This is a genomic window from Saccharopolyspora sp. NPDC000359, from assembly GCF_040300525.1.
Taxonomy (GTDB): domain Bacteria; phylum Actinomycetota; class Actinomycetes; order Mycobacteriales; family Pseudonocardiaceae; genus Saccharopolyspora.
Genome location: NZ_JBEPDU010000026.1, coordinates 23,788 through 47,485, shown reverse-complemented (window position 1 = coordinate 47,485; position 23,698 = coordinate 23,788). Strand labels below are relative to the sequence as shown.

Annotated in this window: 24 protein-coding genes; 16 read left to right on the top strand and 8 right to left on the bottom strand. The window is 71.1% G+C overall.

Features of this window, described 5'->3' with window-relative positions:
* Positions 1-12 precede the first annotated feature (12 nt).
* Positions 13-897 (bottom strand): glucose-1-phosphate thymidylyltransferase RfbA, encoded by an 885-nt coding sequence (gene rfbA, locus ABT324_RS17980; protein WP_351178274.1) that lies wholly within the window; start codon positions 895-897, stop codon positions 13-15.
* Between the two features lie 173 nt (positions 898-1,070).
* Here rfbA and ABT324_RS17975 point away from each other — a divergent pair, with 173 nt between their 5' ends.
* Positions 1,071-1,514 carry a nuclear transport factor 2 family protein gene (locus tag ABT324_RS17975; protein WP_351178272.1) on the top strand — a complete coding sequence of 148 codons (444 nt, stop codon included), beginning with the start codon at positions 1,071-1,073 and terminating at the stop codon, positions 1,512-1,514.
* 53 nt (positions 1,515-1,567) lie between these two features.
* Here ABT324_RS17975 and ABT324_RS17970 read toward each other — a convergent pair whose 3' ends face one another.
* The gene (locus ABT324_RS17970; protein WP_351178269.1) at positions 1,568-2,065 is read right to left on the bottom strand and encodes an acetyl-CoA carboxylase biotin carboxyl carrier protein; all 498 of its coding nucleotides are present in this window, start codon (positions 2,063-2,065) and stop codon (positions 1,568-1,570) included.
* Positions 2,066-2,078: 13 nt separating this feature from the next.
* Positions 2,079-2,864 (bottom strand): 3-oxoacyl-ACP reductase FabG, encoded by a 786-nt coding sequence (gene fabG / locus ABT324_RS17965; RefSeq protein WP_351178266.1) that lies wholly within the window; start codon positions 2,862-2,864, stop codon positions 2,079-2,081.
* A gap of 239 nt (positions 2,865-3,103) precedes the next feature.
* Here fabG and ABT324_RS17960 point away from each other — a divergent pair, with 239 nt between their 5' ends.
* The 7 genes from ABT324_RS17960 to ABT324_RS17930 all read left to right on the top strand — a co-directional run bounded on the left by ABT324_RS17960 (position 3,104) and on the right by ABT324_RS17930 (position 11,092).
* Positions 3,104-4,372, top strand: a complete 1,269-nt coding sequence (locus ABT324_RS17960; RefSeq protein WP_351178263.1) for a beta-ketoacyl-[acyl-carrier-protein] synthase family protein — start codon at positions 3,104-3,106, stop codon at positions 4,370-4,372.
* The gene (locus tag ABT324_RS17955) at positions 4,369-5,583 is read left to right on the top strand and encodes a ketosynthase chain-length factor (RefSeq protein WP_351178260.1); all 1,215 of its coding nucleotides are present in this window, start codon (positions 4,369-4,371) and stop codon (positions 5,581-5,583) included. The genes ABT324_RS17960 and ABT324_RS17955 overlap by 4 nt, the downstream gene beginning before the upstream one ends.
* Positions 5,584-5,609: 26 nt before the next feature.
* The gene (locus ABT324_RS17950; RefSeq protein WP_351178257.1) at positions 5,610-5,867 is read left to right on the top strand and encodes an acyl carrier protein; all 258 of its coding nucleotides are present in this window, start codon (positions 5,610-5,612) and stop codon (positions 5,865-5,867) included.
* Positions 5,868-5,897: 30 nt separating this feature from the next.
* Positions 5,898-6,848: an aromatase/cyclase gene (locus ABT324_RS17945; RefSeq protein WP_351178255.1), complete on the top strand. Its 951-nt coding sequence runs from the start codon at positions 5,898-5,900 to the stop codon at positions 6,846-6,848.
* Positions 6,845-7,759, top strand: coding sequence for an MBL fold metallo-hydrolase (locus tag ABT324_RS17940; protein WP_351178252.1), 915 nt, complete (start codon positions 6,845-6,847; stop codon positions 7,757-7,759). The genes ABT324_RS17945 and ABT324_RS17940 overlap by 4 nt, the downstream gene beginning before the upstream one ends.
* A gap of 274 nt (positions 7,760-8,033) precedes the next feature.
* Positions 8,034-9,710, top strand: coding sequence for an acetyl-CoA carboxylase carboxyltransferase subunit alpha (locus tag ABT324_RS17935; protein ID WP_351178249.1), 1,677 nt, complete (start codon positions 8,034-8,036; stop codon positions 9,708-9,710).
* A gap of 35 nt (positions 9,711-9,745) precedes the next feature.
* Complete coding sequence (locus tag ABT324_RS17930) at positions 9,746-11,092, top strand: acetyl-CoA carboxylase biotin carboxylase subunit (protein WP_351178246.1); 1,347 nt, start codon at positions 9,746-9,748, stop codon at positions 11,090-11,092.
* Positions 11,093-11,164: 72 nt separating this feature from the next.
* Here the strand turns inward: ABT324_RS17930 and ABT324_RS17925 are convergent, their stop codons facing one another.
* Together ABT324_RS17925 and ABT324_RS17920 are read right to left on the bottom strand one after the other, a co-directional pair.
* Entirely contained in the window at positions 11,165-11,365 is a 201-nt protein-coding gene (locus tag ABT324_RS17925; protein WP_351178243.1) for a DUF397 domain-containing protein, read from the bottom strand.
* Complete coding sequence (locus ABT324_RS17920) at positions 11,362-12,219, bottom strand: helix-turn-helix domain-containing protein (protein ID WP_351178240.1); 858 nt, start codon at positions 12,217-12,219, stop codon at positions 11,362-11,364. The genes ABT324_RS17925 and ABT324_RS17920 overlap by 4 nt, the downstream gene beginning before the upstream one ends.
* A gap of 201 nt (positions 12,220-12,420) precedes the next feature.
* Between ABT324_RS17920 and ABT324_RS17915 the strand changes: the two genes are divergently transcribed.
* Genes ABT324_RS17915 through ABT324_RS17905 form a run of 3 tightly spaced genes read left to right on the top strand, consistent with a single transcriptional unit; the run spans position 12,421 to position 13,180 of the window.
* On the top strand, positions 12,421-12,636 hold the full coding sequence (locus ABT324_RS17915; protein ID WP_351178237.1) for an HC3 family zinc finger protein: 216 nt from the start codon (positions 12,421-12,423) through the stop codon (positions 12,634-12,636).
* The gene (locus ABT324_RS17910) at positions 12,633-12,842 is read left to right on the top strand and encodes a hypothetical protein (protein WP_351178234.1); all 210 of its coding nucleotides are present in this window, start codon (positions 12,633-12,635) and stop codon (positions 12,840-12,842) included. The genes ABT324_RS17915 and ABT324_RS17910 overlap by 4 nt, the downstream gene beginning before the upstream one ends.
* Complete coding sequence (locus ABT324_RS17905; protein WP_351178231.1) at positions 12,839-13,180, top strand: hypothetical protein; 342 nt, start codon at positions 12,839-12,841, stop codon at positions 13,178-13,180. Before ABT324_RS17910 ends, ABT324_RS17905 begins: the two co-directional genes overlap by 4 nt.
* 281 nt (positions 13,181-13,461) lie before the next feature.
* On the opposite strand, the gene rfbB is transcribed toward ABT324_RS17905, so the two are convergent.
* A complete protein-coding gene (gene rfbB, locus ABT324_RS17900) occupies positions 13,462-14,424 on the bottom strand; it encodes a dTDP-glucose 4,6-dehydratase (RefSeq protein WP_351178228.1) in 963 nt (320 codons plus the stop codon).
* A gap of 197 nt (positions 14,425-14,621) precedes the next feature.
* Here rfbB and ABT324_RS17895 point away from each other — a divergent pair, with 197 nt between their 5' ends.
* The 4 genes from ABT324_RS17895 to rfbH are packed head-to-tail and all read left to right on the top strand — an operon-like array spanning position 14,622 to position 18,819.
* Complete coding sequence (locus ABT324_RS17895; protein ID WP_351178225.1) at positions 14,622-15,953, top strand: NDP-hexose 2,3-dehydratase family protein; 1,332 nt, start codon at positions 14,622-14,624, stop codon at positions 15,951-15,953.
* A gap of 13 nt (positions 15,954-15,966) precedes the next feature.
* Entirely contained in the window at positions 15,967-16,491 is a 525-nt protein-coding gene (locus ABT324_RS17890) for a flavin reductase family protein (protein WP_351178222.1), read from the top strand.
* Positions 16,492-16,510: 19 nt separating this feature from the next.
* Positions 16,511-17,464, top strand: coding sequence for a Gfo/Idh/MocA family protein (locus ABT324_RS17885; protein ID WP_351178219.1), 954 nt, complete (start codon positions 16,511-16,513; stop codon positions 17,462-17,464).
* Between the two features lie 53 nt (positions 17,465-17,517).
* Positions 17,518-18,819, top strand: coding sequence for a lipopolysaccharide biosynthesis protein RfbH (gene rfbH, locus ABT324_RS17880; protein WP_351178216.1), 1,302 nt, complete (start codon positions 17,518-17,520; stop codon positions 18,817-18,819).
* 320 nt (positions 18,820-19,139) lie between these two features.
* On the opposite strand, the gene ABT324_RS17875 is transcribed toward rfbH, so the two are convergent.
* On the bottom strand, positions 19,140-20,027 hold the full coding sequence (locus tag ABT324_RS17875) for an AfsR/SARP family transcriptional regulator (protein ID WP_351178213.1): 888 nt from the start codon (positions 20,025-20,027) through the stop codon (positions 19,140-19,142).
* Positions 20,028-21,013: 986 nt separating this feature from the next.
* On the opposite strand from ABT324_RS17875, the gene ABT324_RS17870 reads away from it, so the two are divergent.
* Positions 21,014-22,627 carry an MDR family MFS transporter gene (locus tag ABT324_RS17870; protein WP_351178210.1) on the top strand — a complete coding sequence of 538 codons (1,614 nt, stop codon included), beginning with the start codon at positions 21,014-21,016 and terminating at the stop codon, positions 22,625-22,627.
* A 48-nt stretch (positions 22,628-22,675) separates the two neighbouring features.
* Here the strand turns inward: ABT324_RS17870 and ABT324_RS17865 are convergent, their stop codons facing one another.
* Complete coding sequence (locus tag ABT324_RS17865; protein WP_351178207.1) at positions 22,676-23,590, bottom strand: pyridoxamine 5'-phosphate oxidase family protein; 915 nt, start codon at positions 23,588-23,590, stop codon at positions 22,676-22,678.
* Positions 23,591-23,698 lie beyond the last annotated feature (108 nt).

Sequence of the window (23,698 nt, the reverse complement as noted above, 5' to 3'; positions counted from 1 at the left end):
CCCGGCCCGCGCTCACTCCACGGCGGGGTGTCCGGAGGAGGCGACCTCCATGACGTACTGGCCGTACGGGGACTTCGCGAGCTTCTCGCCCAGGCGGTAGCAGGCCTCGGCGTCGATGAAACCCATGCGCAGCGCGATCTCCTCGATGCAGGCGATGCGCACGCCCTGGCGGTGCTCCAGGATGCGCACGTACTGGCCCGCTTCGGTCAGGGATTCGTGGGTTCCGGTGTCCAGCCAGGCGAATCCGCGGCCGAGGTCGACCAGCTTGGCCTTGCCGCGCGCCAGGTACGCCAGGTTGACGTCGGTGATCTCCAGCTCGCCCCGGGCCGACGGGCGCAGGTTCTTGGCGATGTCGACGACTTCGTTGTCGTAGAAGTACAGACCGGTGATCGCGCGGTTCGAGCGCGGGCGGCTCGGCTTCTCCTCGATCGAGATCAGCCGTCCCGCCTCGTCGACCTCGCCGACGCCGTAGCGCTCGGGGTCGTGCACCGGGTAGCCGAACAGCACGCAGCCGTCGACCTCGGCCGCCGTGCTCGACAGCAGCGTCGAGAAGCCCTGGCCGTGGAAGATGTTGTCGCCCAGGATGAGCGCCACCGGGTCGTCGCCGATGTGGTCGGCGCCGAGCAGGAAGGCGTCCGCGAGGCCGCGGGGTTCGGTCTGCTCGGCGTAGTCGATGCGCAGGCCCAGCTCGCCGCCGTCGCCGAGCAGGCGGCGGAACCCGCCCAGGTCGTTCGGCGTGGAGATGAGCAGGACCTCCCGGATGCCGGCCAGCATCAGCACCGACAGCGGGTAGTAGATCATCGGTTTGTCGTACACCGGCAGCAGCTGCTTCGAGACGCCCATCGTCACCGGGTGCAGCCGGGTGCCGTGCCCCCCGGCCAGGATGATGCCCTTCAACTCTCCCACCTCCGTGGTGTCGCCGGATCGGGGCCAGTCTGCGGCGGTCGTGTCCACCCCGGCTCGAACGGCGCTACAGCCGCGATCACGGGCGCGTTCCAGGTCGTCTCAAGCGGAGTTCGAAGCCCGGGCTGGATCGTGCGCTGGAAGGCCCGAACATCTCGGAGGAGAGCATGACCGGATCACCCGTCCCGCCCGAGCTCTACGCCGAAGTCCTGCACTTCTACGCCCGGCAGATGCAGGCGCTCGACGGAGGGGACTTCGCGGCGTACGCGGCGACGTTCACCGCCGACGGCACGTTCAAGCACTCGCCGGCGCTGCCCGCGGCGCAGACCCGGAAGGGCATCGAGCAGGCGCTGCACGAGTTCCACGAGCGGTTCGCCAACGACCCGGTCCAGCGGCGCCACTACTTCAACCACGTCGTGCTGGAGCAGCAGGAGGACGGGTCGCTGCGCTCGACCGCGTACGCGCTGGTCCTCACCACCCGGCCCGGCGGTCGGCCGGACGTCGGGCCGAGCTGCGTGGTCAACGACGTCATCGTCCGCGAGTCCGAGGGCCTGCGCCTGAAGTCCCGCGCAGTGGACCACGACCAGGAGCTCGCCGCCGTCGCGGCGTGACCACGAGAACGGGGCTCCGGGGTGCGCACCCCGGAGCCCCGTTCGCATGCCCATCAGTCGTCGAGCGGGACCACTGCGAACAGCGCCTCGTCGTACTCGACCGAGTCGCCGTTGGCCTTGAGCACCTCGACGACCCTGCCGTGGATCTCGGACTTCACCGGGATCATCAGCTTCATCGCCTCCACGATCCCCACCTGCTGGCCGGGCCGGATGGTGTCGCCCTCGGCGACGAACGGGTCGGCGCCCGGCTCCGGCGCGCGGTAGAACACCCCGACCGACGGGGCGCGGAGGTGCTGGTGCTGGTCCGCCGTGGGTGCCGCGGGTTCCGGCAGCGCTGCGGCGCTGGCCGCCGGGGCCGGTGCGGGGGCGACCCCGGTCGACCGGGTGGTCGCCCACTCCGCCTCCACCGCGACGTCGCCGAACCGGACGCGCAGCGCCGTCGGGCTGTCCGGTAGCCCGGCCAGCATCCGGGTGACGTGGTGCTCGATCGTGGTGAGGACGGTGCCGAGCTCGTGCTCTGCGACCGGTGCGGTCGCGGTCTTCTCCGCCATGACAGCGCTCCCGTCAGTAGTTGCCGAGCCCGCCGCACACGTTGAGCGCCTGCGCGGTCACCGCGGCCGCGCCGTCGCTGACGAGGTACTCCACCATCGCCGCGACCTCCTCCGGCTCGACGTAGCGGCCCAGCGGCACCCGGGTGGTCACGCGGTCGTGCGCCTCCGCCTCGGAGACGCTCCAGATCTTCGAGTAGTGCGCGCGAACCCGTTCCGCCATCGGGGTTTCCACGAAACCGGGGCACACGGCGTTGACCGTGATCCCGGTCTTGGCCAGCTCCAGGCCCAGCGACTTGCTGAAGCCGACCACGCCGTGCTTGGAGGCCGAGTACGGCGACCCCCAGATGACGCCCTGCTTGCCGCCGGTGGAGGCGATGTTGATGATCCGGCCGCGCTCCTGCTCCAGCATCCCGCCCTTGGTGAGCACCTGCTTGGTCATCAGAAAGACGCTGTTGAGGTTCGTGTTGATCACGTCGAACCAGGTCTCGTCGTCGACCTCGACGGTGACCCCGCCGCCGGAGCGCCCGGCGTTGTTGACCAGCACGTCGATCGGGCCGAACCGGTCGACCGCGGCGGCCACCAGCTCCGGGATCTGCCCCGGCACGCTGACGTCGCAGGTGCTGCCGTCGACCTCGAGGCCTTCCGCCTGCAGGGTCTTGATCGTCGTGGCCAGCTCCTCGGCGCGGCGAGCGCAGATGTAGACCCGCGCGCCGAGTTGCCCAAGCCGACGGGCGATCGCCAGGCCGATGCCGCTGGTGGCCCCGGTGACCAGGGCGACGGGCTTGGTGTTGGCGGCCATGCGTCCTCCATTGCTCGTCTGCGGTGAACTGTGGCCGCAGCGTGGCCCGCTGCCGTCGAGACCGGATCGAGCGCGCTTAGAGCGCCGCCGGACGGCGCGGATTTGCGCTGCGCAGTAAGGGAATCACCGATCCTCCGGGCAGATGCAATCCACCTTCGAGCCCGGTTCGAGGCCCCGGCTGCACTGTTGCGAACCGAACCTTTGCGTGGCCATCGGCCGTACGGACTGGGAGGTGTCGGGTGACGCGGCGTGTCGTGATCACCGGCGTCGGGGTGCGCGCCCCTGGCGGACTAGGTGCGAAGAACTTCTGGGAGCTGCTGACGTCTGGGCGGACGGCAACCCGGCGGATCAGCTTCTTCGATCCGTCCCCCTACCGCTCGCAAATCGCGGCCGAGTGCGACTTCGACCCGGAGCACGAGGGGCTTTCGCCGCGCGAGATCCGGCGGATGGACCGGGCCGCGCAGTTCGCGGTGGTGTGCACCCGGGACGCGGTGGCCGACAGCGGGCTGGAGTTCGAGCAGGTGCCGCCGGAGCGGATCGGGGTCAGCCTGGGCAGCGCGGTCGCCGCGGCGACCAGCCTGGAGCAGGAGTACCTGGTGCTCTCCGACGGCGGTCGGGAGTGGCAGGTCGACCCGGCCTACCTCTCGGCGCACATGTTCGACTACCTCTCGCCCGGCGTGATGCCCGCCGAGGTGGCGTGGACCGTCGGCGCCGAGGGGCCGGTCGCGATGGTGTCCGACGGCTGCACGTCCGGGCTGGACTCGCTCAGCCACGCCTGCTCGCTGATCGCCGAGGGCACCACCGACGTGATGGTCGCCGGTGCCGCCGACACCCCGATCACGCCGATCGTGGTGTCCTGCTTCGACGCCATCAAGGCGACCACCCCGCGCAACGACGACCCGGAGCACGCCTCGCGGCCGTTCGACAACTCCCGCAACGGTTTCGTGCTCGCCGAGGGCGCGGCGCTGTTCGTGCTGGAGGAGCTCGAGCACGCGCGGGCCCGCGGGGCGCACGTGTACGCCGAGATCTCCGGCTGCGCCACGCGGCTCAACGCCTACCACATGACCGGGCTCAAGACCGACGGCCGCGAGATGGCCGAGGCGATCCGGGTGGCGCTGGACCTGGCGCGGATCGACCCGACCGACATCGACTACATCAACGCGCACGGCTCCGGCACCAAGCAGAACGACCGCCACGAGACGGCTGCGTTCAAGCGCAGCCTCGGCGAGCACGCCTACCGGACCCCGGTCAGCTCCATCAAGTCGATGGTCGGGCACTCGCTGGGCGCGATCGGGTCGATCGAGGTCGCCGCGTGCGCGCTGGCCATCGAGCACGGCGTGGTGCCGCCGACGGCGAACCTGCACGAACCCGACCCCGAGTGCGACCTGGACTACGTGCCGCTGACCGCCCGCGAGCAGCGGGTGGACACGGTGCTCAGCGTCGGCAGCGGGTTCGGTGGTTTCCAGAGCGCGATGGTGCTGCGCCGATTGGGAGGGGCGAACTCATGAGCACGTGGGTGACCGGCATGGGGGTGGTGGCGCCGAACGGGCTCGGCGCCGACGACCACTGGGCGGCGACGCTGAAGGGGCGGCACGGGATCAGCCGGCTCAGCCGGTTCGACCCGACCGGCTACCCGGCGGAGCTGGCGGGCCAGGTCCTGGACTTCGACGCCACCGAGCACCTGCCGAAGCGGCTGCTGCCGCAGACCGACGTGTCCACCCGGTTCGCGCTCGCCGCCGCGGCGTGGGCGCTGGCAGACGCGGAGGTGGACCCGGCGGAGCTGCCCGAGTACGGCACCGGCGTCATCACCTCGAACGCCACCGGGGGTTTCGAGTTCACCCACCGGGAGTTCCGGAAGCTGTGGGCGCAGGGCCCGGAGTTCGTCAGCGTCTACGAGTCGTTCGCCTGGTTCTACGCGGTGAACACCGGCCAGATCTCCATCCGGCACGGGCTGCGCGGCCCGGGATCGGTGCTGGTCGCCGAGCAGGCCGGTGGGCTGGACGCGGTGGGGCACGCGCGGCGCGCGGTGCGCAACGGCACGCCGATGGTGGTAACCGGCGGTGTCGACTCGTCGTTCGACCCGTGGGGCTGGGTGTCGCACGTGTCCAGCGGGCGGGTCAGCCGGGCCACCGACCCGGGGCGGGCGTACCTGCCGTTCGACGTGGCCGCCAACGGCTACGTGCCGGGCGAGGGCGGGGCGATCCTGCTCCTGGAGGACGCCGAGTCGGCGAAGGCGCGCGGGGCCACCGGGTACGGCGAGATCGCGGGCTACGCCGCGACCTTCGACCCCGCTCCCGGCTCCGAGCGGCCTCCGGCGCTGCGGCGGGCGATCGAGCTGGCGCTGGCCGACGCCGAGCTGCGGCCGGAGCAGGTCGACGTGGTGTTCGCCGACGCGGCGGGCGTGGCCGAGCTGGACGCGATCGAGGCGGCCGCGATCCGCGAGCTCTTCGGTCCGAGCGGGGTGCCGGTGACGGCGCCGAAGACGATGACCGGTCGCCTCTACTCCGGCGGCGGACCGCTCGACCTGGTCGCCGCGCTGCTGGCGATCCGCGACGGCGTGATCCCGCCGACCGTGCACACCGCCGAACCGGTGCCCGAGCACCAGCTGGACCTGGTCACCGGCGACCCCCGCCACCAGCAGCTGGGAACCGCGCTGGTGCTGGCCAGGGGCAAGTGGGGCTTCAACTCCGCGGTCGTCGTCCGCGGTGTGACCGGCTGACGAACATCGAGAGTGAGGAGATCACCGTGAGCAAGCTGACCATCGACGACCTGCGCCGCATCCTGGTCGACTGCGCGGGCGAGGACGAGGCCGCCGAGCTCGGCGCGGACGCCCTGGACACCGAGTTCGACGACCTCGGCTACGACTCGCTGGCGCTGATGGAGACCGCCGCCCGCATCCACCAGGAGCTGGGCGTGCTGATCCCGGACGAGCAGGTCGCCGAGCTGCGGACCCCGCGCCAGGTGCTGGACCTGGTCAACGGCGCCGCCGTCGAGACCGCCTGACCCGCGCACCGAACCGGAGGTTTGCCAGCGATGCCGACACCAGCACTGCACCGGACCGAGCACCGGCTCGTCGTCTCGGCACCCGCCGACCAGCTGTACGCGCTCGTCGCGGACGTGACGCGCTGGCCCGCGGTGTTCGAGCCGAACCTGCACGTGCACCACCTCGAACGCGGCGAGCGACAGGAGCGGTTCCGGCTCTGGGCGCTGCTCAACGGCACCGTCAAGAGCTGGACCTCGCGCCGGGAGCTCGACCCGGTGCAGCGGACGGTGTCCTTCGAGCAGGAGGTCAGCCAGCCCCCGGTGGCCTCGATGGGCGGGCAGTGGCGGCTCGAACCGCTGCCCGACGGGCGCACCGAGGTCGTGCTGCTGCACCACTTCAGCGCGGTGGACGACGACCCGGACACCGTCGCGTGGATCGACAAGGCCGTCGACGGCAACAGCGAGAAGGAGCTCGCCGCGCTGCGCTCGGTCGCCGAGCGCGCGGAGAACATCGACGACGTGGTGTTCTCGTTCGAGGACGCGGTCCGGTCCAGCGGGAGCGCCGCCGACTGCTACGACTTCGTCAACCGCGCGGACCTGTGGGCCGACCGGCTCCCGCACGTGCAGGCGGTCTCGCTGCGGGAGGACGAGCCGGGCGTCCAGGAGCTGCAGATGGACACCGTGACCGAGGGCGGGGCGACCCACACCACCCGCTCGTACCGGATCTGCCAGAGCGGTGCGTGGATCGCCTACAAGCAGGTCGTGCTCCCCGCCCTGCTGTCCGGCCACAGTGGACTGTGGACGTTCCGGGAGGACGCCGGGACGACGACGGTCACCGCGCGGCACACCGTCGCGATCAAGGTGGAAGCGGTCGAGGAGGTGCTGGGCGCGGGCAGCACGCTGGCCGACGCCCGGCAGTTCGTGCGGTCGGCGCTGGGCAACAACAGCCTCACCACGCTCAAGCACGCGAGCGAACACGCCGCCGGGAAGGGCGGGCGGTGAACGCCGCGCCCGAGCCGAAGCTGATCGAGATCGCCGACGGCGTCTACGCCCACACCCAGCCCAACGGCGGCTGGTGCCTGAACAACTCGGGCCTGATCGCCGGGCGCGACGGGGTGGTGGTCGTGGACACCGCGGCCACCGAGCGCCGGGCGCGGATGCTGCGGGACGCGGTGGACGGGCTGGGGACCGGCGGGCACCACGTGGTCGTCAACACCCACCACCACGGCGACCACGTCTTCGGCAACTTCGTGTTCAGCCCGGCGGCGACGATCATCGCGCACGAGCGGGCGCGCACCGAGATCGCCGAGACCGGCCTGGGCCTGACGCAGCTGTGGCCGGACGTGGAGTGGGGCGACATCCGGCTCACCCTGCCCACGGTGACCTTTCGGGACCGGATGACGCTGCACGTCGACGACCGCGAGGTGGAGCTGCACCACGTCGGCCCGGCGCACACCACCAACGACGTGGTGGCCTGGCTGCCCGCGGAGCGGGTGCTGTTCGCCGGCGACGTCCTGCTCAACGGATGCACGCCGTTCAACCTGATGGGGTCGATCGCGGGCAGCCTGGTCGCGCTCGACCGGCTGCGCGGGTTCGGCGCGGAGGTCGTCGTCGGCGGGCACGGCGAGGTGTGCGGGCCGGAGGTCATCGACCGCACCGAGGACTACCTGCGCTGGGTCCAGCAGGTGGCGGCGGCCGGGTTCGCCGCGGACGTCCCGCCGCTGGAGCTGGCCCGCCAGACCGGCCTCGGCGACCACGCGGACCTGCTCGACCCCGAGCGGCTCGTCGGCAACCTGCACCGCGCGTACGCCGAGCTGGCCGGGGGCGAGCTCGGCCGACCGCTCGACGTGGTGCGCATCTTCGGCGAAATGATCGAGTTCAACGACGGGCAGCTACCGGTCTGCCTGGCCTGAGCGCCGCGATCGTCTTGCGCGGCGGTGCGGGTGGCGGAACCTCAGAGCTTCCCCGGACTGCCTTGTGCACGCCAAGGCACGGCGGCTCCCCGGGAAAGCTCTGAGAACCCGCAGCGGTGCGAGTTGCGGGGGCGGGCCCGAAAGCGCCTGCGGCGCTTGGCGACAGCAGCGCTGGCCGTGCCAGCCGGATACCGCGGCCGACCGACTTCAGGAGAACCGGGCACTTGGAAGTCCGGCCCGCTGCGCCGGACGGGCACGCAGAGGAGACCTGAGCATGACCCAGACCACCGGGCACCCCGTCGACGCCGCCGAGTGGGTGTTGTGCGAGCACTGCGCGACCCCGGTCTACGGCAAGCGCTGGGCCGAGAACCTGCGGGTGTGCGCCGAGTGCGGTCGGCACGGCAGGCTGACCGCGTGGCAGCGGCTGCACCAGCTCGCCGATCCGGAGCGGGTGGAGCCGCTCGACCTGCCGGTCGTCGCCGGTGACCCGCTGGAGTTCGTCGACACCCGGCCGTACCCGGAGCGGCTGGCCGCCGCGCGGCGGCGCACCGGGCTGGCCGAAGCCGTGGTGTGCGCGCGGATCCACGTGCACGGCAGCCCGGCGATCGCCGCGGTGATGGACTTCGACTTCCTCGGCGGCAGCCTCGGCAGCGACGTCGGCGAGATGATCGCGCGCGCGGCCGAGCAGGCGCTCGCCGAGCGGGTGCCGCTGCTGCTGGTGACCGCCTCCGGCGGCGCGCGGATGCAGGAGGGCGCGCTGTCGCTGATGCAGATGGCCAAGACCAGCGCGGCGCTGGCGCGGCTGGACCGGGCCGGGGTCCTGACCATCAGCCTGATCACCGACCCGACCTTCGGCGGGGTCGCCGCGTCGTTCGCGACCTCCACCGACGTGGTGCTCGCCGAACCGGCGGCGCGGCTGGGCTTCGCCGGTCGGCGGGTCGTCGAGCAGACCATCCGCCAGCAGCTGCCGCCCGAGTTCCAGACCGTCGAACTGCTCGCCGAGCAGGGCTTCGTCGACCTGGTGGTGCCCCGCGACCGGCTGCGGCACGAGCTCGGCAAGCTGCTCCGGGTGGCCGCGGCGGCGGGCACCGCGGGCGAGTCCGCCGACGCGGCGGTCCTGCGCGATCCCGAGCAGCTGCCGGAAACCGACCCGTGGCAGCAGGTCCGCGACGCGCGGGACCTGGACCGGCCGACCGCGCTGGACTACTTCGCGCTCGCCTTCGAGGACTTCCAGGAGCTGCGCGGCGACCGGGTCGGCGGGCAGTGCCCGGCGGTGGTCGCCGGGACCGCGTGGCTCGGTGGGCGGCCGGTGGTGGTGATCGGCCAGCAGAAGGGCCACACCCCGGCCGAGCTGACCGCGCGCAACTTCGGCATGCCGACCCCGGCCGGGTACCGCAAGGCGGCGCGGCTGATGCGCCTGGCGGACAAGCTCGGACTGCCCGTGGTCACGCTCGTCGACACCCCCGGCGCGTACCCGGGCGCCGAGGCGGAGGAGCAGGGGCAGGCGTTCGCCATCGCCGAGAACCTCAAGCTGATGGCCGGTCTCCGGGTTCCGGTGGTCGCGGTGGTCATCGGCGAGGGCGGCAGCGGTGGCGCGCTGGGGATCGCCGTCGCCAACCAGGTCCTGATGTTCTCCAGCGCGACGTACTCGGTCATCAGCCCCGAGGGCTGCGCGGCGATCCTGTGGAAGGACCCGGCCGCCGCGCCGAAAGCGGCCGCAGCGCTGGGAATCACCGCGCGCGACCTGCTGCGCCTCGGCGTGGTGGACGGCGTGATCCCCGAACCCGCCGGCGGGACCGGGGCCGATCCGGTGCTGGCCGCGGCGCGGTTGCGCGACGCGCTGCGCGCCGAACTGGCCGACCTCGCCGAGCGGGACGGGGCCGAACTGGTCGACCAGCGGTACCGCAGGTTCGGACGACTGGGGCCGCTGGCGTCGAACGACGTGCGGTGACCGGGACCAAGAGGCTCAACAGATCGGAGAGCGCGATGTTCGAGAAGATCCTGATCGCCAACCGGGGTGAGATAGCGCTGCGCGTCATCCGCAGCTGCGAGGAGCTGGGCATCCGCACCGTCGCGGTGCACTCGACGGCCGACCGCGACTCGCCGCCGGTGCGCGCCGCCGACGAGTCCGTGCAGATCGGCCCGGCTTCGCCCACCCGCAGCTACCTCAACGCGGCGGCGGTGCTGGAGGCCGCGGCGCGCACCGGGGCGGAGGCGATCCACCCCGGCTACGGGTTCCTGTCCGAGGACGCGCACTTCGCCGACGCCTGCGAGAGCTCCGGCATCACGCTGATCGGCCCGCCCGCGGCGGTGATGGCCCGCCTCGGCGACAAGACCTCGGCCCGGGCGACCATGGTCGAGGCCGGGCTGCCGCTGCTGCCGGGCAGCGTCGACCCGCTGCCCGCCGAGGACGCGCGGGAACTGGCCGACGGCATCGGCTACCCGGTCATCGTGAAGGCGGCGGCCGGCGGCGGCGGGCGCGGGATGCGCGTCGTCCGCCGCAGCGAGGACTTCGTCGAGGCCTACCAGCAGACGCAGGCGACCGCGCAGGTACTGTTCGGTGACGGCCGGGTCTACGTGGAGAAGTACCTGGAGCGGGCGCGGCACGTCGAGGTGCAGGTGCTCGCCGACGGGCGCGGCCGGGTGATCCACCTCGGCGAGCGGGACTGCACGATGCAGCGCAGGCACCAGAAGCTGGTGGAGGAGACGCCCGCGCCCCGGCTGCCCGAGGGCCTGGCCGAGCGGATCTGCGCGGCGGCGGTGGCCGGTGCCCGCGCGGCGGGTTACGTCGGCGTCGGGACGTTCGAATTCCTGGTCCAGGACGGCGAGTTCTACTTCATGGAGGTCAACTGCCGCATCCAGGTCGAGCACCCGGTCACCGAGATGGTCACCGGCATCGACCTGGTGCGCGAGCAGATCCGCATCGCGGCCGGGCACTCGCTCGCGCTCGGCCAGGACGACGTGGAGCGCCGCGGCGTGGCCATCGAGTGCCGGATCAACGCCGAGGACCCGGAGGCGGACTTCCTGCCGACGCCCGGGGTGCTCCGCGAGTTCGTCCCGCCGGGCGGCCCGTTCGTGCGGGTGGACACCCACGCGCACGCCGGGTACGCGGTGCCGCCGAACTACGACTCGCTGGTGGCGAAGCTGGTGGTGTGGGGCCGCGACCGGGAGGAGGCGATCGGCCGGATGCGCCGGGCCATCGGCGAGTTCCGCATCGAGGGCGACCGGGTCCGCACGACCGCGGACTTCCTGCGCCGCATCGTCGACGACGAGCGCTTCCGCAAGGCGGAGCACACGACGCGGCTGGCCGAGGAGCTCGTCCGGGCGGGGTGAGCGCTGATAGGTGCGTGATGTGGAGCAGCCCCCGGCAGCAGGGAAGCCGGGGGCTGCTGGCCGAGCGACGGCTCAGGCGTTGAACTTGTCCGCCTTGACGGCCGCGACGAATGCGGCCCACTGGCCTGCGGTGGTGGTGAAGTACCCGGCGGCGCGGTCCTTGGTGTCCCGGACGGCGGCGCCGTCGCCGATGCGGCCGACCTCCACGCAGTTGGTTTCTTGGCTGCTGTAGCTCGCCTTGCGCCAGCCCACGGGGTGTTGCGATACCGTCACGGTGTCGTCTCCTCACGGTTGATGACGTCGGCGATGAGCTCGGCGGAATCCTGCGGGCTCATCGCCACCCGTTCGATATCATCCCGCGCCCGCACAAACGCGGTTACGTCCGCCTCATCGCGGAGAAACGCGCTTGACCTGTGGTGCTCAAGGTGCACCACAGGCGCGGCCTTCGCGAACTCCAGCAGAACGAACGGGCCCGCGTGCGCTGGCGTCCAGCCCGCGGAACTGGGGATGACGCGCACCTGGACGTTGTCGCGCTCTGCCATCTCCAGCAGGAACTGCAGTTGCTCGGCCATCACGGCGGGCCCACCGATCGACTGGCGCAACGTGGCTTCGAGCATGAACGCAGCGAATCGCACCGGCTCGCGGCGGCGCGTGATCAGTTCGCGACGGCCCAGTCGCATCATGACCCGCTTGTCTGTCTCGCCAGCCGGAATGCCCGTGCTCATGATCGCTCGAGCGTAGTCAGCGGTCTGGAGCAACCCCGGAATCAGAATCGGGGAGACGTCGGTGATGGACGTTGCGATCCGCTCGAATTCGAGCAGTGCGGCCAGCTGGTCGGCCTCGCCAGCCGGGCCGACCGACACCGTGTTGGCTGGTTCCGAGACCGCTTCACGTGCGAGTCTCATCAACCGTTCCCGTGCGGTCGTGGTCAGGCCGAGCACGGCGCAGTACGCGGCGACCGACTCGGTTGACGGCACCCGTTCGCCTTTCTCCCAGCGCACGACCACCGAGTGCGAAACGTCCAGCTTGGCTGCGAGCTGTCGCAGCGTGAGACCGGATTTGTCGCGTGCGTCGCGGAGTTCTGCACCGAGCACGTAAGCACGCGGTGCGGGCGTGGTCTCGCTCATGCACCAAACCCTAGTGCAGCGGAAGGCGCGCATGATCAGCCTTCTCAGCGATTGCATTAGTGGTCCCGAGACCAAGATTATTGGTCTCGACAAAAGGGGGACCACGAGACCAGGGAGTCTGGGATGCACCGTACTGGCGCGCGAGTCGAACGTCACATTGCGGATGGGGGCGTGATGTACCGACCGCATCCGTTCCATTGGTTGCCAGCTGATGGGAAGCGGCACGCGAGCACTGACCCGCACCCGCCGGGAGCGTCGATCTACCTGGACGGTGTCGAGGTCACGACGCTGTGCCAGCTCACCGTCGAGGTGAGCACCAGCGACACCGCGTGGTTCTGGCCGACCTGCCCGGATTGCAACGTCAAGGCGCATGAGCTGGCCGGGTGTCCGATGCCGCCGATCGCGGGTGCGCGATGAGCGCGGACTTTCACCAGGTGGCGCAGATGATGCGCGGCATGATCGTGTCGATGAGCCTCGCGGTCGATGACGTCGCGGCGGGTCGGTACGACGCGGCCGAGCGCGAGTTCCTCGCTGGTGGCCTGGATCGGGTGGCCGCTGCGCTGCGGGCGGGGGGAGGACTCCGCGACGTCCGGGTCGTCGAGTCGGAGCGGGTGGACTCGTGATCGCCGCTGGGATCACGTTCGGGCTGGTCGCGGTCGTCCTGGCGGTGTGGTGGGCGGTGCGGTGGTTCGGGGAGTTCGGCAAGCACGCCGGGTCCGGCGCGGGCGCGCTGACGGTTCAGCAGCTGCTCGACCAAGCCGCTGCCGAGGACGATGCCGGTGGGCGGCACCGGCTCCGCGAACCGGTGGTCACGCGCGGCGATCTGGCCCTCGCGCTCGCGGTGGCGGAAACGCGATTGCTGCCGCTGGTCGAGACCGGGCTGCCGGTCGACGATCCCGCTGCGATGGCGACCCACCGGTGGACGCTGCGCCGGGTCTGCGCGGGACTGCGGGAGTTGTAGAGCTCGGCGAGGGCACCGCGGCCGACTCGTTCCTCTCCCACGGCCGGTGCGCTCGCCGAACCCACGTGCCCAGCCGCCCGTACCCCCGAACGGCGGCCGGGCACCCCGGATGGCCGGGCAGCGGCAGCCCCTCCCCTGAACGCTGCCCGGCCATCCCCAACTCAGGACTTGCCCGCGGAGGAGGGGAAACATCGTACCTGCCGATCAGTCCACGATCGAGGTTCCGACCGGATGTCGGGCGGCGTGCGGGGGCAGGAGCACGTGCTGCTTCGCACCGTGCGTCAGGGGTTCGTCGGCCAGTGGTTCGGGTTCTCGCGGTACCAGGCGACCACTTCCGCCAGGCCCTCTTCGAAGGTTCGGCGGGGGGTGTAGCCAAGTTCCGTGCGGATCTTGGTGTCGTCGATGGAGTAGCGGAGGTCGTGGCCCTTGCGGTCCTCGACGTGGCGGAGCAGGCTCCGGTCCGCCCCGCAGAGCTCCAGAAGCTGCTCGGCGATCTGCAGGTTGGTCCGCTCGGTGCCACCGCCGATGTTGTAGGTCTCGCCCGGGCGGCCCTTGGTCAGGACCAGGTGGATCGCCGCGCAGTGGTCCTCCACGTGGATCCATTCGCGGACGTTGCGGCCGTCCCCGTAGAGCGGGACCGGCCTGCCGTTGAGCAGGTTCGTGGTGAACAGCGGGATCAGCTTCTCCACGTGCTGGTACGGGCCGTAGTTGTTGCTGCACCGGGTGATCCGGACGTCCAGGCCGTGGGTGCGCCAGTAGGAGCGGGCGACCAGGTCGCTGCCCGCCTTGGACGCGGCGTACGGCGAGTTCGGCAGCAGCGGCTCCTCCTCGGTCCAGGAGCCCTCCGCGATGGAGCCGTACACCTCGTCGGTCGAGACGTGCACGACGGTGCCGACGTCGGCCCGCAGGCAGCAGTCCAGCAGGGTCTGGGTGCCGAGCACGTTGGTGCGGACGAAGTCCGCCGCCGCGGTCAGGGACCTGTCCACGTGGGACTCGGCCGCGAAGTGGACCACCGCGTCGTGGCCCGGCAGCGTGCGCAGCAGCAGCTGCTGGTCGCAGATGTCGCCGCGCACGAAGGTCAGTCGGGGGTGCGCCATCGGCAGGTTCGCCGTGTTGCCCGCGTAGGTCAGCTTGTCCACGACCGTCACCTCGGCGCCCTCGCAGCCCGGGTGGTCGCCGGCCAGCACCGACCGGACGTACTGGGACCCGATGAAACCCGCCCCTCCGGTCACCAGGATCTTCATGCTCCGCCCCTTTCCAGACGTGTGGGCGAATGCTGCCGGGGCCGGGTCGAGGGCCGGTCGAGCCCGCCGCGTCCACCGTTCCTTGAGCGGGACTTCCGCTGTGCTTCGAGCGCGGTGTCGCACGCTCGGTGCAGTCCTGGCGCAGGTCGGGCGAGGGACACATCGGCAGCAGAAACGGACCTGATCAGGGAGGCAGCGTGTTCCGGGATACCTCGGCGTTCCACGACTGGTTCGCCGACCGCGGCCGGGAGAACGCCTACCGCGTCACCCGCACCCCGCTGGACCGGCTGGACGGCTGGCACTTCGACACCGGCACCACCAACCTGGTGCACCGCAGCGGGCGGTTCTACTCCATCGAGGGGCTGGAGGTCAGCACCGACCACCGCGAGGTGGAGACCTGGACGCAGCCGATCATCCTGCAACCGGAGATCGGCATCCTCGGCATCCTGGTCAAGGAGTTCGACGGCGTTCCGCACTGCCTGATGCAGGCGAAGATGGAGCCCGGCAACGTCAACGTGCTCCAGCTGTCGCCGACGGTGCAGGCGACCCGCAGCAACTACACCCGGGTCCACCAGGGCAACGCGGTGCCGTACCTGGAGTACTTCGTCGCGCCGCGGCGCGGCCGGGTGGTCTTCGACGCGCTGCAGTCCGAGCAGGGCTCCTGGTTCCTGAACAAGCGGAACCGGAACATGATCGTCGAGGTCACCGAGGACGTCGAGCTGCGCGACGACTTCTGCTGGCTGACCTTCGAGCAGCTCGGCGAGCTGCTGCGCGAGGACAACCTGGTGAACATGGACTCGCGGACCGTGCTGTCCGGGCTGCCGTTCCTGGACCGGCCGGGCGGCGCGGAGTTCGGCGGCCCGGCCGCGCACCACACCGAGGAGCTGCTGAGCTGGTTCACCGAGGCCCGCTCCCGGTACCGGCTGGACCGGCGCACGCTGCCGCTGGCGCAGGTGCGCGGCTGGGTGCGCGACGACGAGCTGATCCGGCACGAGAGCGGCCGGTACTTCGAGGTGGTCGGGGTCGACGTGCAGGCCAGCAACCGCGAGGTGACCAGCTGGTCGCAGCCGATGATCAAGCCCAGCGACCGCGGCGTCATCGCCTTCCTGGCCCGCTGGATCGACGGCACCTTCCACGTCCTGGTGCAGGCGCGCACCGAGGCGGGCACCTCCGACGTCGTGGAGATGTCGCCCACCGTGAACTGCATCCCGTCCAACTACCGGGGTTCGCCGGTCTCCCAGCGGCCGCGCTACCTGGACCAGGTGCTGATGGCCCCGGCCTCGAAGGTGCTGCTCGACGTCGTGCACTCGGAGGAGGGCGGCCGGTTCTACCACGCGGAGAACCGCTACCTGGTGGTCGAGGTGGACGAGGACTTCCCGGTCGAGGTGCCCGCGGACTTCGTGTGGATGACCCCGGAGCAGCTGGTCGGCTTCGTCCGCTACGGCAACTACGTCAACGTCGCCGCGCGCTGCCTGCTCACCTGCATGAACGTCGGCCGGCGCGTGCCGGAGCGGGCCCTGCTGGCCTGATTGGAGGCAACCGTTGAGCAAGCCGATCCCGGCGGTGGTCGAGCCGACCGCCGCCGACTCCCCGGTGAGCGCCGACCGGCTCCGCAGCGCGATGGGCCGGTTCCCGACCGGGGTTACCATCACCACGACGCTGGACCGTGCCGGGAACCCGCGCGGGTTCACCGCGGGCTCGCTGGTGTCGGTGTCCCTGGAACCGCCGCTGATCTCGGTGTGCGTGGCCTACACCGCGAACTGCTACCAGGCCTTCGCCGACTGCGACTCGTTCGCGGTGAGCGTGCTGCGCCACGACCAGGGGCAGCTGGCCCGCACGTTCGCCAGCAAGGGCGCGGACAAGTTCGCCGCGGGCGGGTTCACCCGCACCGCCGGAGGTCTTCCGGTGGTCGACGGGGCGGTGGTGGCCCTGGAGTGCGACGTCCACGGTCGGCACGCCGCGGGCGACCACGTGATCCTGGTCGGCCGCGTGCGCACCGCCGACATCGCGGACGGGGACCAGCTGCTGTTCGCCGACCGGCTCTTCTCCCGGCTGAGCCGGTCCTGACCAGGAGGATGAGGACGCAGTGATCTCCCTGGGGCTGCTGGGGTGCGCGGACATCGCCACCCGACGCCTGCTGCCCGCGTTCGCGGCGGTGCCCGGAGCCCGCATCGCCGCGGTGGCCAGCCGTGAGCTGGCCAAGGCGAAACCGGTCGCCGAGCGCTTCGGCGCGGAACTGGTCGAGGGCTACCAGAACCTGCTGGACCGCCCCGACGTCGACGCCGTGTACGTCCCGCTGCCGCCCGGGCTGCACGCGGAGTGGGTCGGTCGGGCGCTGCGCGCCGGAAAGCACGTGCTCGCCGAGAAACCGCTCACCACGTCCCGGGAGAGCACCGAGGAGCTGCTCGACCTCGCGCGGTCGCGCGGGCTGGTGCTGATGGAGAACTTCATGTTCCCGCACCACGGTCAGCACGCCCGGGTGCGGGAACTGGTCGCCGAAGGCGCCATCGGGCGGCTGCACACCTTCTCCGCCGCCTTCGCGATCCCGCGCCGCCCGGACGACGACATCCGCTACCAGGCCGAGCTCGGCGGCGGCGCGCTGATCGACGTCGGCGGCTACCCGATCGCGGCGGCGCAGTACTTCCTCGGCGACAAGCTGGGCGTCGTCGGCGCGCAGCTGCGCCACGACTCCGCGCTCGGCGTGGACATCGCCGGGAGCGCGCTGCTGCGCAGCCCGGACGGCGTCGGCGCGCACGTCACCTTCGGGCTGGACCACTTCTACGGGTCCCGCTACGAGCTGTGGGGCAGCGCGGGGCGGATCTCGGTCGACCACGTCTTCACCACCCCGGCCACCCACCGGCCGGTGGTGCGGGTGGACCGCGCCGACCGCGAGGAGCTGGTGCTTCCGGCCGACGACCAGGTCGCCAACACCGCGGCGGCGTTCCTGCGCGCGGTGCGGGAGGGCACCGAGCACGGCACCGCGGCCACCCGGGCCAGGGCCGCCCTGCTGGCGGACGTCCGGCGGCTGGCGGCGCGGTAGGCAAACCCCACAACAACGAGCGTCGGAACGCGGGAAACAGGAGGCGACAGGACATGGCTGACGACAAGACCCGGATCTTGGACCAGGTTCGCGAGTACCACCGCGACCGGGCCCGCGACGAGTTCATCCCCGGCGTGACGCCGGTGCTGGCCTCGGGCGCCGCGCTGGACGAGGAGGACCGGGTGGCGCTGGTCGAGGCGGCGCTGGAGATGCGGATCGCCGCGGGCGTCAGCTCGCGCCGCTTCGAGCGCGAGTTCGCCCGGATGTTCGGCCTGCGCAAGGCGCACCTGACCAACTCGGGCTCGTCGGCGAACCTGCTCGCGCTCAGCGCGCTGACCTCGCCGCAGCTGGAGGACTCGCGCCTGGTGCCGGGCGACGAGGTGATCACCGTGGCGGCCGGTTTCCCCACCACCGTCAACCCGATCATCCACAACGGACTGATCCCGGTGTTCGTCGACGTCGAGCTGGGCACCTACAACACCACCCCGGAGCGCGTGGCCGCCGCGATCGGCCCGCGCACCAGGGCGATCATGATGGCGCACTCGCTGGGCAACCCGTTCGCGGTGGCCGAGGTCGCCGAGCTGGCCGAGCAGCACGGGCTGCTGCTCATCGAGGACAACTGCGACGCGGTCGGCTCGACCTACCAGGGCAAGCTGACCGGGACCTTCGGCGACATGGCCACGGTCAGCTTCTACCCGGCGCACCACATCACGATGGGCGAGGGCGGCTGCGTGGTCACCGACAACCTGGCGCTGGCCCGGATCGTGGAGTCCTTGCGCGACTGGGGCCGGGACTGCTGGTGCGAGCCGGGCGAGGACAACCGCTGCTTCAAGCGGTTCGACCAGCAGCTGGGCGACCTGCCGCACGGCTACGACCACAAGTACATCTTCTCCCACGTCGGCTACAACCTGAAGTCCACCGACCTGCAGGCCGCGCTGGGGCTGACCCAGCTCAGCCGCATCGAGGAGTTCGGCGACGCCCGCCGGCGCAACTGGCAGCGGATGCGGGAGGCGCTGGACGGCCTGCCCGGTCTGCTGATGCCCGAGCCGACCCCGGGCAGCGACCCCAGCTGGTTCGGCTTCGTGCTCACCGTGCAGCCCGACGCCACCTACCACCGCCGGGACCTGGTGGACTTCCTGGAGTCGCGGCGGATCGCCACCCGCCGGTTCTTCGGCGGCAACCTGGTCCGCCACCCCGCCTACCGCGACCGCGAGTACCGGATCGTCGGCGAGCTCACCAACAGCGACATCATCACCGAGCACACCTTCTGGGTCGGCGTCTACCCGGGACTGACCGAGGAGATGATCGAGTACAGCATCGACTCCATCCGGGAGTTCGTCCTCAAGAACTCCTGAACGCGCAGAGGAGTTTCCAGACTCGTTCCGCGTAGCGGTGCCGGTAGCGGAACCTCAGACGCTCCCTGGACTGCGGGTGCCCAGCCTTATGTATGCCAAACACGGCGGCTGGGCCGTCCTCGCCAGGAAGCGTCTGAGAACCCGCGGCGGTGCGAGTTGCGAGGGTGGGCCCGAAAGCGCCTGCGGCGCTTGGCGAAGGCCCGACAGCGCGTGAAGTCAGGTGCCGCGGCTGCGGTTCGCCGATCGGGATGGAAGAGGCAACGGAAATCGCCCACCGGCTTCGGGGCCGGTGGGCGATTCTCCTCGGCAGGGCGGGCCTTTCAGGTCAGCGGACCGTGGTTGGCGGTTCGGGAGCCGGGGACGGTGGCGGTCAGGACCTGGTAGTGCAGTTCCTGGATCTGCTGGGACGGGTCCAGGCCGAGCTCGCGGTCGAGGTTGGTGCGCAGGCGGTGGTAGACGTCCAGCGCGTCGCTGCGCCGACCGCTGCGCTCCAGCGCGAGGATGAGCTGCGAGTGCAGCCACTCGTCGAACGGGTGCGTCGCCACCAGCGCGCGCAGCTCGCCCAGCAACTCGCGGTGCATCCCCAGCTGCATCTCGGCCTGGATGCGCAGGTGCAGGGTGCTCATCTGCTGCTCGGTGAGCTCGGCGACGCAGGCCGACAGGCACGGGCCGAGGTTGACGTTGGCCAGCGGCCCGCCGGACCACATGGCCAGCGCGGCCCGCAGGTCGGTCACCGCTTCCGCGTGCCGGCCCTGCTCGAGGTGCTTGCGACCGGACCGGCTGAGCTGCTCGAACTGGGCGAGGTCGACCTGGTCGTCCCGGATCCGGAGGGTGTAGCCGGGGGACCGGGTGACCACCAGCTGCTCGCCGTCGGCGGCCAGCCGCTCCCGCTCGATCAGCTTGCGCAGGTGGTAGATGTAGGTCTGGATCGTGGTCAGCGCGCTCGGCGGGGGCTTCTCGCCCCAGAGCTCCTGGATCAGCGTGTCGGTGTAGACGACCCGGTTCGCGCGGAGCAGGAGCAGGGCGAGCACCTGCCGCACCTTCGGCGCGCTGGGCGTGCATTCGCGGTCGCCGTCGATCACCTCCAGCGGCCCCAGGACCTTGAACCGGGCGAGCCGGGGGTGGTCGGCGTAGCCGACCGATCGCCCGCCCAGGTCGGCGGTGGAGCGGATTTCTAACGTTGATCTTCCAGCATCGAATTGCGCCACTGTTTATCCCCAGTTTTCAAAGAGTAAGGAACGCCGACATCGTGCGGTCTCTCGTTGTCCGGGCCTCCCTCGTCGGTTGTTGCGGCAGGCGGCAGCGACAACGGGAAGGTTTTGCGCGTCAATTGAATGAGAAGACGACACCGGGTTGCTCCCCATTGAACTCCCGGTGGGCCGGACGCGTCGTTGCTCGGCACCGGCAATTGCGGCGATCGCGGGGGCGATCACCAGGCAGGCAGGTGCCGACCGTGCGCAGCGCGCACCGCGGCCATCAACGGAAAGCGCCGGCCGACTTCGCCGGATCTGGTGCGAGCGCTCCCGGGCGGGGGCGGGGCGCCGTTGCCCTCGGGTTCCGCGCCGGTCGCGCCGGACAAGCGCTGGATCGGTGCGCGTGCTCGCTCGGGAGGGGCGCCGAACTCCTCGACGAGACCGGTCCTCCGAGCGGGTTCCGCGTTCGGAGTGCGGAACCGATTCGGTCCTCCGACCCGCCCACTAATCGCGCTTTCACCATTCTCCGTTGCACCTCACGATGGTAAATTGTGATAAACGACACCGAGTTTGAAAACAGATTTCGGGCGCATTGATTTCGCCTCGGCCGGAACCGAGTCTAATCGCGGGCTGCTCACAAAATCCTAGGCCGATCGGTGGAATCCTGCTTGCCTGGATGGGGCAGCGGCCTGGTCTCGACGTCCTCCGGCGGCGCCCGGTCCGTCGCCGTTCGTCCGGTCTTCGGGCGCGCGGTTGTTCGCCCGTCGGCGAATTGTTCGTCCGGCTAGAAATGTGAACCGATTTCACTGATCTAGTCCTGCTCGAGAACGCCTGGAGGCCCACGTCGGCGAGCTTGACCTCAAGAGCACTTGAGGTTGCAGACTTGGCCGCTGGGCGCGCCGTTGCGCCCGGTACCGGGTTCTTCCTGCTTCCCGAGGGTGATTGCGGATGATGTCGACTGGGGTCCTGCTGGCCACCTCCTGCGCGGCGGGTGACGGGCTATGACCGGGGCTGCGGAGGCCACGTCGGAGGCGGAACCCCGACTGCCGACCCGCGGTGCGCTGATCGCAATCCTGATCGCGCTCGGGCTGGGCATGTTCCTGGGCGCGCTGGACACGATGATCATGGCGTCGGCGCTGCGGACGGTCGCCGACCAGCTGCACGGGCTGACCCTGCAGGCGTGGGTGACCACCGCCTACCTGGTCACGATGACCGCGTCCGCGCCGCTGTACGGCAAGCTCTCCGACATCTACGGGCGCCGACCGCTGTACCTGGCGGCGATCCTGCTGTTCATCGTCGGATCGCTGCTGTGCGGGCTCGCGCAGTCGATGTACCAGCTCGCCGCCGCCCGCGCGGTGCAGGGCCTCGGCGCGGGCGGTCTCACCTCGCTGGCGCTGGCGGTGATCGCCGACATCGCGCCGGAGGACAAGCGGTCGCGGTACCAGGCCAACCTCGGCGCGGTGTTCGCCGTCGCCAGCGTGGCCGGGCCGGTGCTGGGCGGGTTCTTCGCCGGTACCACCGAGCTGCTGGGCGTGGCCGGCTGGCGCTGGATCTTCCTGATCAACGTGCCGATCGGTCTGGTGGGCTGCGTGCTGGTCGCGCTGCTGCTGAAGGTCCCGGCCAAGCGGATCCGGCACCGCGTCGACTTCGGCGGCGCGGCCACCCTGGTGCTGTGCGTGTTCCCGCTGCTGGTCGTCGCCGAGAACGGCCGCGAGTGGGGCTGGAGCTCGCCGCTGTCCATCGCGCTGTTCGCACTGGGCGGGATCGGGCTGGTGCTGTTCCTCCTGGTGGAGCGGCGGGTCGGGGACAGCGCGCTGCTGCCCGGCAGGCTGTTCCGCAACCTGTCGTTCTCGATGGTCAACATGGTGAACTTCCTGGGCGGGATCGGCGTGTTCGCCGGGCTGGCGCTGCTGCCGCTCTACCTGCAGATCGTCAAGGGCATGTCGCCCACCGCGGCCGGGCTCCTGCTGCTGCCGCAGTCGCTGGCCACCACCTTCGGCGCGCGAATCTCCAGCCCGCTGATGAAGCGGTTCGGCTACCAGTCGGTGCTGGCGGGCGGCATGGTGCTGATGACGGCGGTGTTCGTGCTGCTCGGCCAGGTCGGGCTGGACACTCCGCTGTGGACGATGGTGCTGCTGGTCATCGTGCTCGGCACCGGCATGGGCGTGTTCTTCCAGGTGATCCTGATCGCCATCCAGGACAGCGTGCCCAAGACCGACATCGGGCTGGCCAGCGGGCTGTACAACTTCTCCCGGCAGATCGGCGGCGTCGCCGGTACCGCGGTGTTCGTCTCGGTGCTGTTCGGCATCGCCGGGGACCGGGTCGGGGAGCAGTTCGACGCCGCGGGCCCGCCGGTCCAGGCGGTGCTCGCCGACCCGGTGGCGATGGCCGACCCGGCCAACGCCGCGGTGGTCGAGCAGCTGCAGGCGCACGGGACCGTGGACCTCAACGACACCTCGTTCCTGGCCCAGATCGACGACCGGCTGGCGGAGCCGATCCTGGCCGCGATGGCGTCCTCGCTGAACACGGTGTTCGTCGTCGTCGGCGGGTTCCTGGCGCTGTCGGTGCTGATCTCGCTGCTGCTGCGCGGCCGGAGCAGGTCCGAGACCGGCTGACCGGTGCGCGAACGGCGGGAGGTCCCCGGCCTCCCGCCGTTCGTCGCGTCACCTCGGGGCCAGCGCCGCCAGTTCCGCCCAGTCGACCGGGGGCGGGACGATGCCGCGCCGCTTGAGGAACTGCTCGCTGCGGGCCCGCCCGTCGGCCAGCCAGTGGTCCACGCCGTCCGCCGCGGACACCCCCGGGATGCGCTCCGGCAGGAAGTACCACTCCGCGCCCGCCCCGATCGCGCTGCCGGTGACCTGCAGCGAGCGCCGGTCGCCGAACTGCCCGTTGTGCCGGTGCCACAGCAGGCTCGCCGGGCCGATCCGGCCCTCGAATTCCGGCGCGGTGCGCAGCTGCAGCGCCCCGTCCTCGCCGGGACCGGTGATGACGGCCCGCGCGGCGCAGGGGTGGCCCGCCAGGTCGCGGGAGATGAACACGGCGCTCGGGTAGCGCTCCACGGCGTCGGCGATCTGCCCGCGCATCGGCGCGTCCCAGGGCGGCAGCGGTTCGAAGGAGCCACCGGCCTCGACCGGGTCCAGCACCCGGATGCGCTCGGGGGTCACGAAGATCGGTAGGCGCAGGTAGAACCACTCCATCGACGCCTTCGCCTCGTCGGAGGCGAACTCCTCGGCCAGCGCCGGGGTCTTGCGGAACAGCTCCCGCCAGTACTCCCGGATGTCCTGCGGGGTGGCCACCACGTCCGGCGCCGTCGCGGTGCCCTGGACCAGCACGGCGTCCTCTCGGGGCAGCCCGCTGCCGGTGAAGTCCGAGTACAGCACCGAGACCCGGCCCTCGCGCCGGATGTTGAGCGCCTTCTGCGGGAAGGCCAGCGTGGTGGTGAGTGCGATCTGGCCGATGTCCGCGATCCAGGTGGCGGCCATCGGCCGGACGTTGGGCCCCCCGTCCCGCGCGATCGTGCCCAGCTCCGCGACCCTCACTTCGGACAGCACCTCGAGCACGTCCGAGTCGATTCGCATTCCCCGTCCTCTCGACGAAAATCGGCTGCACGAACGGAATGTGCCGAAACCCTCGAGGTGGACGGTACAACCTGAACCAAGATTGAGGTCAATGCGCGCGACCGGCGC